The following is a 15704-nucleotide window of genomic DNA, read 5'->3' as shown; positions in this document are numbered from 1 at the left end:
ACCGACAAACTATAAAATGCGAGTAACAGCCACATCCCTAACCATGCTGCCCGGCAGGAAGCGGAACGCTGTGAGATGACAAGACGCCATCCGGCAGCAGCGAAGGAACGGCAGCCCCGCAAACTATCGCGTCGGGCAGTCAAACTGTGCTACGTGGCGGAGCTGAGGCGGGGGCACAACCGCGCAGCGTATTCGTTTACGGGCAAGTCCCAGGAAAAGAAGGTATTGCCATGCCCAAAGTCGGAATGAGGAAAGTCAGGGAAGACGCCCTGATTGCCGCAGTAATTAACGTGATTCATGAAAAGAGCTTTGACGGAACCACATTACGTGCCATCGCCAAGGAGGCCGGCATTTCTCCGGGGCTTGCACATCATTACTTCCCAAGCAAAGAGAAGCTTCTGGAGGCGGCAATTCGCAGCCTGCTTGAACTGCTGCGGACCGAGGTGGTTGCAGCGACAAAAGGCATTCAGGATCCTGACGAGCGCCTGCGCGCTCTTATTTCAGCTAACTTTTCAGAAAAGGTGGTTCAGCCGAAAGTTGTCTCTGCTTGGCTGGTTTTTTACGTGCAGGCGCGTAAGTACGAGGGGACGAACCGCCTAATCCGGCTGTATCATCGGCGTCTTGCAAGCAACTTTACCTACATCTGCCGAGCGTGGACAAGCGACCGCAAGCTTGCGAAGCGCCAAGGAGAAGCGGTCGCAGCTCTCATCGATGGGTTGTGGCTGCGGTATGGGCTGAACAATCAGCCCATTCTCACCGAGAACGTTGCTGGAGAAGTTGAGTATTTTGTAAGGGCGATGCTGAACAGATAGATTGATCAACCGAGACCCCGGCCAGGAAGGCGGGGCCGTATCAAGTTCGGATTCTCCAGGAGTGCGGGCGGCACCTAAACCCCATCTCTTCCTGCCTGCAAGGGCTTCGCACAATCTTGAGCTTAAGCAAGGCGCTCTCTGGACGCTCAATTTGTAGATCTCGGTGAGAACTCGCGCCGAAACGACGGGAATTCGTTTAAGAGTGACAGCGGGAGCGGTTGCCCTTGGTAATCATCATCGGCGTGGCGCCGTGCGCCTGTAGACCGACCACGTAACGCTCCATGCGTGCGGCGGATATCTGCCCGAAGGCCCCCGCTGCACATCCCTCAGGTGTTTCTTTTTGGGGCCGGCATAAAAAAACCGGATGATTGCAGATATAGTCCAGCTAAACGCAGCTGAGTGGATGCGTTGTCCAGCGCTTTTTGGGGTCTTGGTTCCAGAATTGGCGCAACCTTCCGGACTGGTAGACTTTTGCTTCGCCCGGTGGTCGGATATTGCTCCGCCGTTGACACCACAGCTTCGCGGTGCAAAGGGGCGGACTTGCACCGCCCCCATTCGATCTACCAACTAAGACTTCGGGTCAGCGTCACTACGCAAAGACAGACGGTGTGAACGCCGCGAAGCACATGGTGCAGGCGGTCGCGAGCAGATGGTTCGCTATCGGCGACCGAACGCTGCAAGAATATCAAGACTTGATAGAAGATTTTTCAGACGATGAGCCAAGCTTTCAGAAGTTTTTTGAGGCCAACCCCCAACTCCTAGACCTTATGGCTGTCGAGGTGTGGCCCGAGCCAAATTTGTTCGGTTCCCGAAAACCGGACTTCGTGGTGAAGCGTTCAGATGGAAGCTAACTTGTCGTGGAAATCGAGTGCCCGAGCAAAGCCTTGATAACAAAGGCAGGACAGCCAGCTATCAACGACCTCTTCCTGAGCGATGCCCTCGACATCGGTTTTCCGGGCAATTTCAAGATACTGGTCGAGCGGAATACTTATCTGCTGCAACAGCGCGTATGCTTCCGGCCATTTTTCCTTCATGCCCGGCCATGCGACCTTGTAAATCGACGAGGGCGCAAAGCCGCAGTCGAATGTCGCGTCCGGGTTCACTCCCCATGCGGCCTCGGTTTCACAATCCGGTTCGTATGCCGGGAGCTCCAGCAGCTTGAAATCAGTGAGCGAATAAGGGGTCAAAATTGCATGCTTGTTCACATTCAAAGGGCAAAGACACAGGCAGCCGTCAGAACGGCCGCTCCTGATGCGGGGACTTGCCGAAATAGCGCCGGTACACTTTGGCAAAATGGGTTTGGCTATTGAAGCCTGACGCCAGTGCCACGTCAATGATGCGCATATTGGTCTGCAACAGCAGGCTGCGCGCATAGTCCAGCCGCAGTTTTGTGTAATAAACCTTGGGCGTGGTCTGAAGGTACTTGGATAAAAGCCGCTCCAGCTGACGCACCGACAGGCCGACCAGATCGGCGATGCGGACCGGGGTCAGCGGCTCCTCCAGATTGCTGCGCATCAGACCGAGCGCCGCGGCCAGTTTCTCATGCCGCACTCCGGCGCGCCCGAATTCAGAGACCGTCTGCCCCTGGCTGCCTTTCCGGGCCGAGGAGCACACCATCAGATCAGCAGCGGCTGTTGCAACATCCGGACCATGATGGTCTGAAATCAGATTGAGCATCATGTCGACAGTCGCAGTGCCTCCCGCGCAGGTGATCAGCTTGCCGTCGATGGTGAACAGCGAGCTTTTCACTTCAACATCCGGATGCATTTCGGCCAGTGTGGCGCGTTGAGCCCAGTGCGCCGACGCCTGGCGACCGGACAAGAGACCGGCCCTGGCCAAAGCCATGATGCCGCCACCCAGGGACGCCACCGGCAGCCCCAAGCGTTGCGCCTTGCGAAGCCAGCCCAGCACCTTGAGCGAAATGCCAGGCTCCTGCCCGTAGCCGCCGCAGACAAAGATCATTCCCCCGCGGGGCAGTTCCGGCAGGCCGCCATCCACCGCGACCCTTAACCCGTTAGGAGCCGTCGCGGGAAGCCCCTCCTCGCTGACCACGCGCCAGTCATAGCGCGCGGTCCCGTCATGGCTGTTTGCCGCCTCCAATGCCGCCACCGCGCTGGACAGGTCCAACGGTGAGAAGGTTGGCAGCAGCAGGAAGATGCAGCGGCAAGCCGGCACGGCCTCGGCCGCTTCGGGGAGCTTCCGCATGGGTTTGGTCATGGTTTCCGCTCCCCTGCTTACATCACGCGCGCATGTTGGCGCCATTGGCGTCATAGATCGGCGCGCCCAGCACCTCGGCGTCATACATCTCGCCCAGGATCTCGACCTGCAGTTTGGTGCCCACTTCAGCGTGCTCTGCCGAGACATAGCCCATCGCCATCGAGGTCTGCGCGTGATGCGCATAGCCGCCGGAGGAAATGTACCCCACCGCCTCGCCGTCCTTCAGGATCGCCTCGTCGTTCGACACATCAATGCCGTCCACGTCGATGGTCATGGTGACCAGCTTGCGGCTCGGACCGGCTTCGCGGGCCTTCAGCGCGGCCTCCTTGCCGACAAAATCCTTCTTCCAGTTGATGAAAACATCCATGCCGCTTTCCGCCGCGTCGAAGTCCGGGCGGAAGTCCAGCGTCCACACGCCCCAGCCCTTCTCCAGCCGCATCGACATCAGCGCCCGCGCCCCGTACCAGCGGTAGCCCAGAGCAGCACCCGCCTCTTCGATCGCCTCCGCCAGACGCAGCAGATATTGCGGCTTGCAGTAGATCTCATAGCCCAGCTCACCCGAGAAGCTGATCCGGTTCAGGATCACCGGCACCCCGCCCACGAAAGTCTGGCGCAGATCGCGGAATTTGAACGCCTCGCCCGACACGTCCTCACGGGTGATCCGGTGCAGCAGCTCCCGCGACTTCGGCCCCGACAGCGCAATGCCGTGCCAGTCGTCGGAAACGTTCTGATAGGTCACATCGGCGGGCAGGTCCTTTTCAAACCAGCGGCGGTGCGCCTCCTGCATCGCGCCGGAGCCGAACAGCATGAAATGCTCCTCTCCCAGGCACGCCACGGTCAGATCGCCGTACAGCTTGCCCTTGGGGGTCAGCATCGGCGTCAGCGTCAGGCGGCCCGGTTTCGGCACGTATCCCGCCAGCACCCGGTCCAGATAGGCCCGCGCGCCTGCGCCCTTGAACTCATGCTTGGCAAAGTTGGCAACTTCGATGCCGCCCACAGCCTCGCGCACGGCCTTGACCTCACGCGCCACGTAATCGTGCGAACGGTTGCGCTCGAAGGTCGGCTCTTCATGGGCGTCTTCCGGTCCGTCGGCAAACCACAGCGCGTTCTCCAGGCCAAAGCCCTGGCCCATGCGCGCGCCCTTGGCGACCAGCCGGTCATAAAGCGCGGTGGTTTTCTGCATCCGCCCCTTCGGCAGCGTCTCGTTCGGGAAGGTCATCACAAACCGGCGCTCATAGTTCTCGGTCGATTTCACGGTGCCCCAATCGGGCGTCGCAAACTCGCCAAACCGCGCCACATCCATCGCCCAGACGTCGATGGACGGCTCGCCGTCGATCATCCACTCCGCCATGGTCAGGCCCACACCGCCGCCCTGGCAGAAGCCCGCCATGACGCCCACGGCGCACCAGTAGTTCTTCATGCCCGGAACCGGCCCGATCATCGGGTTGCCGTCGGGGCCAAATGTGAACGGCCCGTTGATCATGTCCTTGATGCCCGCCTCGCCGATGGCGGGGATGCGCTCAAACGACATCTCCAGACGGTCGGCAATCCGGTCCAGATCCGGCTGCAGCAGCTCATGCCCGAAATCCCAGGGCGTGCCGCCCACCTTCCAGGGCGTGCCCTTCGGCTCATAGGTGCCCAGCAGCATCCCCTGCCGTTCCTGCCGGAAATAGATGTTGGCCTCATAGTCGATCCCGGCCGGCAGACGGGTCGGGTGGTTGGCCACCGCGTCGATCTTGTCGGTGATCAGGTAATGGTGCTCCATCGGCTGCACCGGCAGGTTGATGCCCTGCATATGGCCAACTTCCCGCGCCCACAGGCCGCCGCAGTTCACGATATGCTCGGCATTGATCACCCCGCGCGGCGTGGTGACGTCCCAGCTGCCGTCCGGGCGCTGGGTGGTCGCGGTCACCGGCGTATGGGTGAAATACTGCGCTCCGTGCACCTTGGCAGACTTGGCAAAGGCATAGGTCGCGCCCGACGGGTCCAGATCGCCGTCCTGATCATCCCACAGCGCCGCGTGGTAGTGTTTCGGGTCGATCAGCGGATGCCGTTCAGCCACTTCCTTGGGGCTGATGAATTCCTGGTTCAGCCCCATATAACGCGCCTTGGAGCGTTCCCGCTTCAGGTAGTCGTACCAGGTCTTGTTCGACGCCAGATAGAAGCCGCCGGTAATATGCAGGCCCACGGAATGGCCGGAGGTCTCCTCGATCTCCTTATACAGATCGATGGTGTAAGACTGCAGGCGCGAGATGTTCGGGTCCGACGAAATCGTATGAATCTGACCCGCCGCGTGCCAGGAAGAGCCGGAGGTCAGCTCGTCACGCTCCAATAGCACCACGTCCTTCCAGCCGAACTTGGCCAGGTGGAACAGGATCGAGCAGCCAACCACACCGCCGCCGATGATCACCGCCTTGGCGTGGGTGGGCAGTTTCTTGTCGCCGGTGCTCTCCTCCTTGTGGATGTTGAGCGTCGATTGGGCAAAATTGTCTGACATGGGTTTGTCCTCAGGTCCGGGGCAAAGCGCGGGAATTGCGGCAAAAGGCACCAAGGGGGTGCACAGGGGGTGTACGGGGGGTGCACAGGGGGTGCCGGGGCAATCCGGCACATCCTGCATCAGCTGAACTTATGCGTGAAGAAAGGGTTAACTCAGTACCACGCATCCGGGATCTCCTCCTTGCGGCGGGCGACATAGGCGGCCAGTTCCTCTTTCACCGCCTCATCCATCGGCGGCGCCTGATACTCGTTCAGCATCTGGTTCCAGCGCTCATAGGCGCGCTGGCGCATGTCCTTGGATCCGCCTTCCTCCCAGCTTTCGACATTCTCGCTGTCACTCAGCTTCGGCTCATAGAACGCGGTCTGGTAATTGCGCATGGTGTGGCCGGAGCCCAGGAAATGCCCGCCCGGCGCCACCTCTGCGTAAGCATCACGGGCCATCGCCTCGTTGCTGGTGTCCAGCCCCTGGCTCAGCACCTTCTGGTAGGAGCCCAGCCGGTCCGCATCCATGATCAGCTTCTCGAACCCGGTGCACAGCCCGCCTTCCAGCCAGCCCGCCGAATGCAGCACATAGTTGGCCCCGGCCAGCATGGTGGAATGCATCGAGTCGGCGCTCTCATAGGCGGCCTGCGCATCCTCGATCTTGGACGCGGTCAGAGAGCCGCCGCAGCGCAAGGGCAGCCCGGCGCGGCGGGCCAGCTGGCCGATCGCATAGTTGGATATCACCGGCTCCGGCATCCCGAACGTCGGCGCGCCGGACTTCAGCGACATGGAGCTGAGGAAGTTGCCCAGCACAAACGGCGCGCCGGGCCGCACGATCTGGCTGAAGGCGCAGACCATCATCGCCTCCGCCATCGCCTGCGCCACCGACGCCGCGGTGGAGACCGGCCCCATCGCGCCTGTAAGGATAAACGGCACAACAATAATTCCCTGCCCGCGGGCGCAATAGGTGCGCACCGCCTCGGTCACCACCTTGTCCACCAGCAAGGGCGAGTTAGTGTTCACATTGCCCATGATCACGCAGTTCTCGTCCATGACATCCTTGCCAAAAACGATTTCCGCCATGTCCACACTGTCCTGAGCGCGGGACATCTCAGTGATGGCACCCAGATGCGGTTTGTCGCTCAGCGTCATATGGGCGAACAGCATGTCGAAATGGCGCTTGCTGACGGGCACGTCGCAAGGCTCGCAAATCACAAACCCGCCGTGGTGCAGGTTCGGATGCATATAGGTGAGCTTCACCAGCTTCTCGAAGCTCTCCATATCGCCATAGCGGCGCCCGCCCTCCAGGTCGCGCACAAACGGCGCGCCGTAGATCGGGGCGAAGACCTGATTGGTGCCGCCAATGGTGACCGAGCGCGCAGGATTGCGAGCCAGTTGAGTGAACTCCCGCGGCGCCTTGGCGCAGAGCGACCGGATCCACTGCGCATCGGCGCGAACGGTGTCGCCGTCAATCTTCGCGCCGGCCTCTTTCCAGATCCGCAAGGCTTCGGGGTCGTCGCGGAAAGCGATGCCGACATCCTCGAAAATCCAGTCGACCTGCGCTTCCAGCCGGACCAGCTTTTCCTCGTCCAGCACGTCAAAGTACGGCAGCGTCCGCTGGATCCAGGGCGAGGCCGGAGCCCCGGCGGGGGCAGTGTTTCTGTCACGGGATGCGCGGGCGCGTCGGGCCATGGGGCTCTCCATCTTCAGGCGTTGCGGAAAGATAAAACCCGGCGCAGACGTTGTGACGGTTGAAAATTCTGATGATTTGGATAACACACATTTATGCAAGAACTGTGGAAGCTCCTCACCAGCCCCCGCCACCTGATCGTCTTCGAAGCCGCCGCGAGGCACGCTTCATTCACCCGCGCGTCGGAAGAACTGAACGTGCAGCAGCCTGCCGTCAGTGCCGCGATCAAGCAGATGGAAGCGTCTTTGGGCGTTATTTTGTTCCGCCGCGGCCACCGCAAGGTGGAGCTGACCGGGGCAGGGATGCGGCTTTACACGGATGTCTCGAAAGCATTGGGGGATATTCTGTCTTCCGCTAAAGCGGTGCGGCAGTTCGGGCGCAATGACCATGTGACGCTCAACTGCTCCTCCGCTTTTGCATACTACTGGGTGATGCCAAGGCTGGCCCAGCTGCATGAGGCGCACCCCGATATCGACCTGCGCCTGCAAAGCTCCGACCGGGAGCCGGACATCAATACCGAAGGCATCTCGCTTGCGGTGAGGCGCGGTGACGGCAACTGGCCGGACTGCCACTCCGCCCTGATCGCGCCGGAGGTTATCTATCCGGTGGCCAGCCCGAGGGTGATGGCCTCCGCGGTTAATCTAGCAACCGTTCCGAACCTGCTGCATGAAAGGCTAATCCACCTCGAGGAACCGATCCGAGAGCGCCCAAGGTGGCAGCAATGGTTTGAACATTTCGGCGTCACAGGTCGGCCGCCCGCCGCAGGGATGCGCCTCAACGACTATGCGCTGGTGCTGCAGGCGGCGATTGCGGGCGAGGGCTTTGCCTTTGGCTGGCAGCATGTGACCGAGCCGCTGATCAAACAGGGCCTGCTGGCCGCCCGTAAGGAATGGTCATGGACCACCGGCGCGGGCTTTTACCTAGTGTGGTCCAAGACGCAGGATCTGGTTCCGAACGCGGAACTTGTGCGGCAGTGGCTGCTGGAGATGTCGCAGCGCGGCACCGCGTGAGTCACGCGGTGCCCGAGGCCTCCTTGGCGCGCTGCATCGACCTGCGATGCGTCAGATACAGCCGCCGCGCAAAGGCAAGGATGAACAGCGCTGTCAGGATCAGCACGATGGTCGGCGCCGGTGCGCTGTCGAGGAAGAAGCTGGCATAGGTGCCCGCCAGCATCGAGAACATGCAGACCAGCACAGCGACCCACAGCATGGTGCTGAACTTGCGCACCACCAGGAACGCGATGGCGCCGGGGGCGATCAGCAGTCCGATCGCCAGGATCAGCCCGGCCGCCTTGAGCGTTGCCACGATGGTCAGCGACAGCGCCGCCAGCAGCCCGTAATGCAGCACCGTGACCGGCAGGCCAGAGGCCTGCGCCTGCGCCGGGTCGAAGCTGTGCAGCAGCAAGTCCTTCCACTTCAAGACCAGCGCCGCGCCGACCACCAGCGAGATGATGCCCGCCGTCCACAGCTCATCCGGCTCCACGCCCAGCATGTTGCCGAACAGGATGTGGTCCAGATGCGCGTTGGTCTCCAGACCCACATACATCACGATGCCGAGCCCGAACATGCCGGAGAACACCACCCCCATCACCGTGTCCTGCTTGACCCGGCTGTTGCCCGCCAGAAAACCGGTTGCCACCGCACACAGCATGCCGGCGGCAAAGGCGCCGATCAGCAGCGGGAAGCCCAGCACATAGGCCAGCACGATCCCCGGCAGCACCGCGTGGCTGACCGCGTCGCCCATCAGCGCCCAGCCCTTCATCACCAGGAAGCAGGAAAGCAGGGCCGTGGGCACCGAAACGATCATGGAGATCCAAAAGGCGTTCTGCATGAACGCGAACTGGAACGGCATCAGCAGAATGTCGAGGTCCATCACGCAGCCCCTTCTTGTGCCACAGGGCCGCGTTTCAGCGCCTCGCGCGCCTTGCGCTTGGCCGCCAGCAGCCCGTGTTTCGGGGCGAAGATGAAGACTATCAGGAAGATCAGCGTTTGCAGCGTCACGATGATGCCGCCGGTGGCGCCGTCCAGGAAGTAGCTGGCGTATGCCCCAAGGAAGCTGGTGACCGCGCCGATCAGCACTGACACCATGATCAGCCGCGGGAAACGGTCGCACAGCAGATAGGCGGTGGCGCCGGGTGTCACCACCATGGCGATCACCAGGAACGCCCCTACGGTCTGCATCGCCGCCACGACGGAGGCCGACAGCAGCACAAAGAACACCGCCTTGAGCAGCCCGGGCCGCAGCCCGATAGTGCGGGCGTGGTTTTCGTCAAAGAAAGTGACCATCAGGTCCTTCCATTTGGCCAGCAGCACCGCCAGCGACACAAAGCCGATGATCGCCAGCTGCAGCGTATCCTCGGGCGTGATCGCCAGGATATTGCCCATGGTGATCGTCTGCACCGAGACCGACATCGGGCTGATTGAGACGATAAACAGGCCAAGGCCGAAGAAGGAGGTGAAGATCAGGCCGATGATCACATCCACCTTCAATCCAGAGCGTTCCGACAGGAACAGCATCGCGCCCGCTGCCAGCCCGCCGGCGATGAAGGCGCCCAGCGCAAAGGGCAGGCCCAGGATGTAGGCCCCTGCCACGCCCGGCACCACCGAGTGCGAGAGCGCGTCGCCGATCAGCGACCAGCCCTTGAGCATCAGATAGGCGGACAGGAAGGCGCAAACGCCGCCGACCAGCGCCGACACCCACATCGCATTGGTCATGTAGCCGTAGGTGAACGGCTCCAGCAGGTATTCCATCACTGCTGCCCTCCGCCCTCGCCCTTGCTTTCGCTGGTCTGGGTCTTTTCGCCGTACTGAACAAAGGGGCGCTCGTCGTCGGTCAGGATAGTGACCTCGCGGGTGTCGCCATCGTCATGCAGCGCGTCGCCGCCTAGGGTGAAATGGCGCAGAACGCCGCCGAAGGCATGCTCCAGGTTCTCGCGGGTAAAGGTGGTCTCGGTCGGCCCGTAGCCCAGCACCGTGCCCTTGACCAGCACGGTGCGGTCACAGAATTCCGGCACGCTGCCGAGGTTGTGGGTGGAAACCAGCATCACCCGGCCCTCCTCGCGCAACTCGCGCAGGAGGGCGATGATTTGCTCTTCTGTCTTCACATCGACACCGGTGAAGGGTTCATCCAGCAGGATCACCTGCCCGTCCTGGGCCAGCGCGCGGGCCAGGAAGACCCGTTTGCGCTGGCCGCCGGACAGCTCACCGATCTGGCGGTGGCGAAAGTCCTGCATGTTGACCCGGCGCAGCGCCTGATCGACCGCCTCGTGATCGGCGGGTTTGGAGCGGCGCAGAAAGCCCATGTGGCCATAGCGGCCCATCATCACCACATCCTCGACCAGCACCGGAAAGGCCCAGTCTACCTCCTCCGACTGCGGCACATAGGCGACCAGGTTCTTGCGCAGCGCCTCTTTGACCGTCATGCCGAGGATGCGGATTTCGCCTTGCGCAGCCGGAACAAACCCCATGATCGCCTTGAACAGCGTCGACTTGCCCGCGCCGTTCACCCCGACAAGCGCGGTGACGGTGCCGCGGGGAATGCCAAAGCTGGCATTCCACAGCGCGGTATGGCCGTTGCGGTAGGTGACGGTGACATTCTGTGCGGCAATCCCGCCGTCCGCAGGTGCGGCGCTGGTGTTCATGATGTGGGTCTCGCTGGCATCAAGCATGGGGCTTTCCCGCAGAGTTACACACAGAAATTGTGTTTTGTGAAATGGAACGCCCCGCAACTTCCGCTGCGGGGCACTTGGATATGAAAAAGGGCGGCTTTAGTTGGTCACTTCGGTCAGGCCGCGGGCCACGGTCTGAGAGGTGACCTTGAGCAGGTCCAGGTAGGTCGGCACCGGGCCGTCTGCCTCGCTGAGGGAGTCGACATAAAGCTCGCCGCCATAGGCCACACCGGTTTCCCGCGCCACCTGTTCAGCCGGGGCGGTGTTCACGGTGCTTTCGCAGAACACCACCGGAATGTCGTTGGCGCGCACACCGTCGATCACCGAACGCACCTGCTGCGGGGTGCCGACCTGATCGGCGTTCATCGGCCACAGGTACAGTTCCTTCATGCCGAAATCGCGGGCCAGGTAGCTGAAGGCGCCTTCGCAGGTCACCAGCCAGCGCTTGTCTTCAGGGATTTCCGCGATGGCACGGCGCAGCGGCTCGATGGTGGCACGCAGCTTGTCCTTGTATTCCCCGGCGTTCTTGACGTAGATCGCGGCGTTTTTCGGGTCGTGCTCGGCAAAGGCCTCGACTATATTGTCGATATATATCAGCGCGTTATCAAGACCCATCCAAGCATGCGGGTTGGGCTTGCCCTCGTAAGAGCCGGCCGCGATCGGGATCGGGTCGATGCCGTCGGTCAAGGTCACGGAGGGCACATTGTCCAAGTTCGACAGGAACTGTTCGAACCACAGCTCCAGATTCATGCCATTCCACAGGATCAGGTCGGCGTCAGAAGCCCGTACGATATCGCGCGGTGTCGGCTCATAGCCGTGGATCTCCGCCCCCGGTTTGGTGACCGAGACCACCTCAGCCGCATCCCCGGCCACATTGGCAGCCATATCGGCCAGCACGGTGAAGGTGGTGACAACCTTCATCTTGTCTTCAGCCATGGCGGCACTGGCGGCGACGGCCGCGATGGCGGCGGCGGACACTGTCTTGAGCAGGTTCGGGAACATCCGATTCTCCGTTTTGAAGATGTCTTTGATGCACTGTTATTGCAAGTCATTCTCAACTGTCAATGAAATTGAGAATGACTTGCAAAAGCGGGAACTGCCGGCCGCCCGCCGCCAGCACCCCGAGCCTGACAGCCTGCGGAGGCGTTTCCCTCTGGTACCAACGGATCCGGTTGGGCGTTTTACCGCTGGAACCGGGGCTTGCTGCGTGCGCCGTCACCTGTGATTGCGGTCAGCGACAGCGTATGATCCATATTCCGCATCCGGTGGCGCAGCATCTGCCGGGTCAGCCGGCAGAGGTCCTCGGAGTATTCGGGCCAAGCCGCCACATTCTCCAGCTCCCCGCGCCCCTGGCTGTCAAACAGCATCGGCGGCAGATCAGCAGCGAACTCGACCAGTGTGAACCGCTCATCCCGCAGGATGCCCAGGCATGAGTCGCTGGCCGTGGTGCCAAGCTCCTGCTGCCACAGCGTCGGTTCCAGCGGGTCCGAGAAGTCCAGTTCAGAGAAAGAATACGGCCGCCAGTCCTTCGGCACTTCTCCATGCAAGAGCGGCAGCAGAGACCTGCCGTCCATGGAATTCGGCACTTCCTGCCCAACCCATTCGAGGATGGTCGGTGTCACGTCGATGGACTCGGTGATCCGGGAGATGCGAGCGCCAGCATTCTTTTCATTACCCGGCATCCGGATAATCAGCGGAGTGTGATAGGCGGCGTCATAGACCGTCATCTTGCCCCAGGAGTGGCGGTCGCCGAGCATCTCGCCGTGGTCCGCGGTGATCACCACCATTGTGCTGTCATACTGGCCCGTGTCCTTCAGGAACTGGATCACCCGCCCGAGATGATGGTCGACTTCGGTCGCCAACCCAAGATAGACCGACCGCAGCGTCCGGATGTTCTCATCTGTCGGCTCAAGGTCCGGGAAACCCTCGACAAAACTGGCAGCGGTGCTTTTGCGCAGCAGCGGATCAAAGAACGGATGCTGAGCGCTTTCTTCCTGCGGTGTCGCCAGCCGCTGCGGCAATGGCAGGCCGGCGGGATCATACATGCTGTTGTAGGGCTCTGGCGCCACCAGCGGCGGGTGCGGCCGGATATAGGTCAGATGCGCAAACCAGCTTTCCTTGTGATAGGCAGCCATCTTCCCAAGGAAGGAGTTGGTCAGGAACGCGGTATCACTGTCCTCTGCCGAATACAGCGCAGGATCGTTCAGCCTGGGCGCGCTGCCAGAGGGTGAAACCGGCTTGTAGACGTCCCAGTAATTTTTGAATTTATAGCCGCGGCTCATCAGATGCGATTGCCACGGATAGGACATCTCCAGCCGCATCTCGGTCATCTCATGAAACCCGTTCATCGGGTATTCATACGTCCTGAGCGCCGGATCGTTGGCATCATAGGCACGCGGATCCTGTGAGGTGTCGGTATAGCCGAACAGCATTGGCAGATAGCCTGCCTTGCGCATTTCTGTAGCGATGTTCGGGGTGTCGTGGCGCAGCGGCGTGCCGTTGCGGACCGAGCGGTGGTTCATCGCATACTGCCCGGTCAGAATCGACGCCCGCGACGGCCCGCAGGGATTGGTCACCGAGTAATGCCTTTTGAACGATACCGCCTCCTGCATGAAGCTGCGGATATTCGGCAGCTTTACATGCTCCGCCAATGCCCCGAACACGCAGTCTGCGCGCAGCTGATCGATGATGATGAACAGAACGTTGCGGTTCTGGGGACAGTCGTCGGGGCAGGCAGCGGGCATCCAGGTGTCCTCTTTGCAGGGCACGGGTCAGGTTTCGGGAGCCAGTCTGTTGCGATCGGCAGGCTGATTACAAGCACAGACTGTGAACTGCGGCAGGACAGTCTGCCGCAGTGCTGCCTCCGGAGAATCCGGATGAATTCCCCCTGTCAGGCAATCAATCCCCGGGTGAACAGCTTACCGAACTGCGGCTGAGGGTCCTCAACACCCGCAAGACGCAGCATATGCCAGCCCAGCGCCTGGTTGCTGGAAATCACCGGCACCCCGGTCCGCGCCTCAATTTCAGGGATCACCCGCAAACAGCGCAGGTTGGTGCAGGAAATCACGATTGCGTCGCACTCTCCTTGAGTGGCCACCTGATAAGCCGATTCCGCGATTGCCGCCTCGGTGATCCTGGCCACCACCCGGTCATCCTTCTGCTCAAACGAGCCGAAACCCGCAATTTCAAACCCCGCCTCCTCCAGCTTAGCCCGCATCTGCGCGGAGACCACTGGCAGGTACGGGGTCACAAACCCGAACCGGACAGCGCCGAGCGCCTTGCCAGCCGCGATGATTGCCGCCAGAGGGTCGGTCACCTTGGTGTTAGGAAGAACAGTCTGCACGGCTTCGGCCACCTTGGCCGAGCCGATCACCGTCGAGGCTGAAGTGCAGCCATAGCCGATCACATCGAAATCCGGCATGGAAGGGAACAGCCGCGCCGAGGCCGGCAGGTCCGCCTGCATTTTCGCCAGCGTCTCCGGGCGGACCTCTGGGACCATCGGGATACGGCTGTGGTAGAGTGCCACACCCTCCTGAGCCATCATCCGGGAAAACTCCGGCTCCAGCGTTTCGTCGGTCTCCAGCACGATCACACCCAGGATCGCGCGGGTGCCGACGCCTTCATCCGTATCATAAGCGAGTCTCATTGCCGCTTCTCCCTCAGATCACCGGCAGTTCCGGGGCTGCGCGCTCTGTCAGCAGTTCCGCGCCATCTGCCCGCACCACGATGTTTTCCTCATGCACCATGATGCGGCCTTCGCCGTAACCCAGCGAGGGTTCCAGGGTCAGCACCATGTTTTCCTCGATTACCGTTTCATCAAAGGCCGCATGCGAGGGCCATTCGGTCAGCTGCATCCCGAGCCCGTGGCCCAGCCGCCCCACGTCGCCGCCCTGATCGTCCATCTCTGCTATCACGGACTGCATCGCCTCGAACAGTTCGCGGCAGGTGGCACCGGGTTTCGCCGCAGCAATCCCGGCTTCGGTCGCACGCCACAGCACGTCGTGAGCGCGGCGCGACAACTCATCCGCCCGGCCGATGGCAAAATTTCGGTCGAAGTCGCAGAAGTATCCGTCCCAGTTGGAACCAGTGTCCAACATCACGATGTCGCCCGTTTGCAAAGGCCGCCCTGTCGGCGGCGAGATCACATCGCTGTATCCGCCCTGATCGGCGCCGCCGACCAGATAGGGCACATCGTCAGCACCCTGCGCCAGCGCCTCGCGCCGGAAGGCGCGGAACAAATCCTCAAACCGCTGACCCTCATGGGCGATCTGCGGCACCCGCGCGAATGTGCGCGAGCCTATGCCGCAGATATGGCGCAGTTTTTCAATCTCAGCTGCGGACTTCACCATCCGCAGACCGCGCACCAGCGGCGTCGCATCCGCAATTTTCAGCCCAGGCAGCGCCGCCATCAGCCGCTCGTAGTCGCCCAGCGGCATCCGGAGCGAGGTCTCATGACCTTTCATCAGTCCGATGGAGCCGCCCCGCCCGGCAATCGGCGACAGCAGCTCCGTCAGCAGGCTGATGCCATCATCCTGAGGCGCAGGCGCGCTCCAGGTGCGAATGTCTTCAATCCAGGTGCGGCGCATCAGGTCTGCACCAATTTCCGGGATTATAGCTATGGGTTTGCCTGCGGGCGGCACGAACAGGAACCAGGGCCGCGTCGGGCTTTGCCAGAACAGCGTGTGGAAACCGCTGAAGTAGCGCACCTCCGGTTCGGTCAGCAACAGGAGCCCATCCAGCCCCTGCGCGGCCATTAACGCCTGCGCTTTTTCTGTTCGGGCGGCAAATTCAGACTCGGGAAAACCGCGGGCGGGAGCCTCGGGCATGATCATTTCCTTTC

The 15704-nt window shown here is 61.7% G+C and carries 14 protein-coding genes; 2 read left to right on the top strand and 12 right to left on the bottom strand.

Annotated elements, in window-relative coordinates:
• Nucleotides 1-230: 230 nt before the first annotated feature.
• Nucleotides 231-812 (top strand): transcriptional regulator BetI, encoded by a 582-nt coding sequence (gene betI / locus KUV26_RS16650; protein WP_222509159.1) that lies wholly within the window; start codon nucleotides 231-233, stop codon nucleotides 810-812.
• 196 nt (nucleotides 813-1008) lie between these two features.
• On the opposite strand, the gene KUV26_RS23865 is transcribed toward betI, so the two are convergent.
• From KUV26_RS23865 to KUV26_RS16625, 5 genes are all read right to left on the bottom strand, one after another.
• Nucleotides 1009-1188, bottom strand: a complete 180-nt coding sequence (locus KUV26_RS23865) for a fumarate hydratase C-terminal domain-containing protein (protein WP_409996950.1) — start codon at nucleotides 1186-1188, stop codon at nucleotides 1009-1011.
• Nucleotides 1189-1648: 460 nt separating this feature from the next.
• A complete protein-coding gene (locus KUV26_RS16640; RefSeq protein WP_222509158.1) occupies nucleotides 1649-2017 on the bottom strand; it encodes a glycine betaine ABC transporter substrate-binding protein in 369 nt (122 codons plus the stop codon).
• A 28-nt stretch (nucleotides 2018-2045) separates the two neighbouring features.
• Nucleotides 2046-3029 carry a GlxA family transcriptional regulator gene (locus KUV26_RS16635; RefSeq protein WP_222509157.1) on the bottom strand — a complete coding sequence of 328 codons (984 nt, stop codon included), beginning with the start codon at nucleotides 3027-3029 and terminating at the stop codon, nucleotides 2046-2048.
• A 22-nt stretch (nucleotides 3030-3051) separates the two neighbouring features.
• Nucleotides 3052-5526, bottom strand: coding sequence for an FAD-dependent oxidoreductase (locus KUV26_RS16630; RefSeq protein ID WP_222509156.1), 2475 nt, complete (start codon nucleotides 5524-5526; stop codon nucleotides 3052-3054).
• Nucleotides 5527-5678: 152 nt separating this feature from the next.
• On the bottom strand, nucleotides 5679-7199 hold the full coding sequence (locus tag KUV26_RS16625; protein WP_222509155.1) for a trimethylamine methyltransferase family protein: 1521 nt from the start codon (nucleotides 7197-7199) through the stop codon (nucleotides 5679-5681).
• 93 nt (nucleotides 7200-7292) lie between these two features.
• On the opposite strand from KUV26_RS16625, the gene KUV26_RS16620 reads away from it, so the two are divergent.
• Entirely contained in the window at nucleotides 7293-8207 is a 915-nt protein-coding gene (locus tag KUV26_RS16620) for a LysR substrate-binding domain-containing protein (RefSeq protein ID WP_222509154.1), read from the top strand.
• A gap of 1 nt (nucleotide 8208) precedes the next feature.
• Here the strand turns inward: KUV26_RS16620 and KUV26_RS16615 are convergent, their stop codons facing one another.
• From KUV26_RS16615 to KUV26_RS16585, 7 genes are all read right to left on the bottom strand, one after another.
• Complete coding sequence (locus tag KUV26_RS16615; RefSeq protein ID WP_222509153.1) at nucleotides 8209-9069, bottom strand: metal ABC transporter permease; 861 nt, start codon at nucleotides 9067-9069, stop codon at nucleotides 8209-8211.
• On the bottom strand, nucleotides 9069-9947 hold the full coding sequence (locus KUV26_RS16610) for a metal ABC transporter permease (RefSeq protein ID WP_222509237.1): 879 nt from the start codon (nucleotides 9945-9947) through the stop codon (nucleotides 9069-9071). Before KUV26_RS16610 ends, KUV26_RS16615 begins: the two co-directional genes overlap by 1 nt.
• Nucleotides 9947-10864, bottom strand: a complete 918-nt coding sequence (locus tag KUV26_RS16605; protein ID WP_315900135.1) for a manganese/iron ABC transporter ATP-binding protein — start codon at nucleotides 10862-10864, stop codon at nucleotides 9947-9949. The genes KUV26_RS16610 and KUV26_RS16605 overlap by 1 nt, the downstream gene beginning before the upstream one ends.
• Before the next feature lie 99 nt (nucleotides 10865-10963).
• Entirely contained in the window at nucleotides 10964-11866 is a 903-nt protein-coding gene (locus KUV26_RS16600; protein WP_222509152.1) for a metal ABC transporter substrate-binding protein, read from the bottom strand.
• A 179-nt stretch (nucleotides 11867-12045) separates the two neighbouring features.
• Nucleotides 12046-13608, bottom strand: coding sequence for an alkaline phosphatase family protein (locus tag KUV26_RS16595; RefSeq protein ID WP_222509151.1), 1563 nt, complete (start codon nucleotides 13606-13608; stop codon nucleotides 12046-12048).
• A gap of 146 nt (nucleotides 13609-13754) precedes the next feature.
• Complete coding sequence (locus KUV26_RS16590) at nucleotides 13755-14510, bottom strand: aspartate/glutamate racemase family protein (RefSeq protein ID WP_222509150.1); 756 nt, start codon at nucleotides 14508-14510, stop codon at nucleotides 13755-13757.
• Between the two features lie 13 nt (nucleotides 14511-14523).
• On the bottom strand, nucleotides 14524-15690 hold the full coding sequence (locus KUV26_RS16585) for a M24 family metallopeptidase (protein WP_222509149.1): 1167 nt from the start codon (nucleotides 15688-15690) through the stop codon (nucleotides 14524-14526).
• Nucleotides 15691-15704 lie beyond the last annotated feature (14 nt).

Origin of the sequence: Leisingera daeponensis, assembly GCF_019801465.1 — a bacterium.
Taxonomy (GTDB): Bacteria; Pseudomonadota; Alphaproteobacteria; order Rhodobacterales; family Rhodobacteraceae; genus Leisingera; species Leisingera daeponensis_A.
Note: the sequence above shows the minus strand (reverse complement) of the source record. Positions and strands in the feature narration are given on the sequence as shown.

Excerpts from the sequence above, each read along its gene's own strand:
- betI (WP_222509159.1), top strand. The coding sequence starts at position 231 with ATGCCCAAAGTCGGAATGAGGAAAGTCAGGGAAGACGCCCTGATTGCC.
- KUV26_RS16635 (WP_222509157.1), bottom strand. The coding sequence starts at position 3,029 with ATGACCAAACCCATGCGGAAGCTCCCCGAAGCGGCCGAGGCCGTGCCG.
- KUV26_RS16630 (WP_222509156.1), bottom strand. The coding sequence starts at position 5,526 with ATGTCAGACAATTTTGCCCAATCGACGCTCAACATCCACAAGGAGGAG.
- KUV26_RS16625 (WP_222509155.1), bottom strand. The coding sequence starts at position 7,199 with ATGGCCCGACGCGCCCGCGCATCCCGTGACAGAAACACTGCCCCCGCC.
- KUV26_RS16620 (WP_222509154.1), top strand. The coding sequence starts at position 7,293 with ATGCAAGAACTGTGGAAGCTCCTCACCAGCCCCCGCCACCTGATCGTC.
- KUV26_RS16615 (WP_222509153.1), bottom strand. The coding sequence starts at position 9,069 with ATGGACCTCGACATTCTGCTGATGCCGTTCCAGTTCGCGTTCATGCAG.
- KUV26_RS16610 (WP_222509237.1), bottom strand. The coding sequence starts at position 9,947 with ATGGAATACCTGCTGGAGCCGTTCACCTACGGCTACATGACCAATGCG.
- KUV26_RS16605 (WP_315900135.1), bottom strand. The coding sequence starts at position 10,864 with ATGCTTGATGCCAGCGAGACCCACATCATGAACACCAGCGCCGCACCT.
- KUV26_RS16600 (WP_222509152.1), bottom strand. The coding sequence starts at position 11,866 with ATGTTCCCGAACCTGCTCAAGACAGTGTCCGCCGCCGCCATCGCGGCC.
- KUV26_RS16595 (WP_222509151.1), bottom strand. The coding sequence starts at position 13,608 with ATGCCCGCTGCCTGCCCCGACGACTGTCCCCAGAACCGCAACGTTCTG.
- KUV26_RS16590 (WP_222509150.1), bottom strand. The coding sequence starts at position 14,510 with ATGAGACTCGCTTATGATACGGATGAAGGCGTCGGCACCCGCGCGATC.
- KUV26_RS16585 (WP_222509149.1), bottom strand. The coding sequence starts at position 15,690 with ATGCCCGAGGCTCCCGCCCGCGGTTTTCCCGAGTCTGAATTTGCCGCC.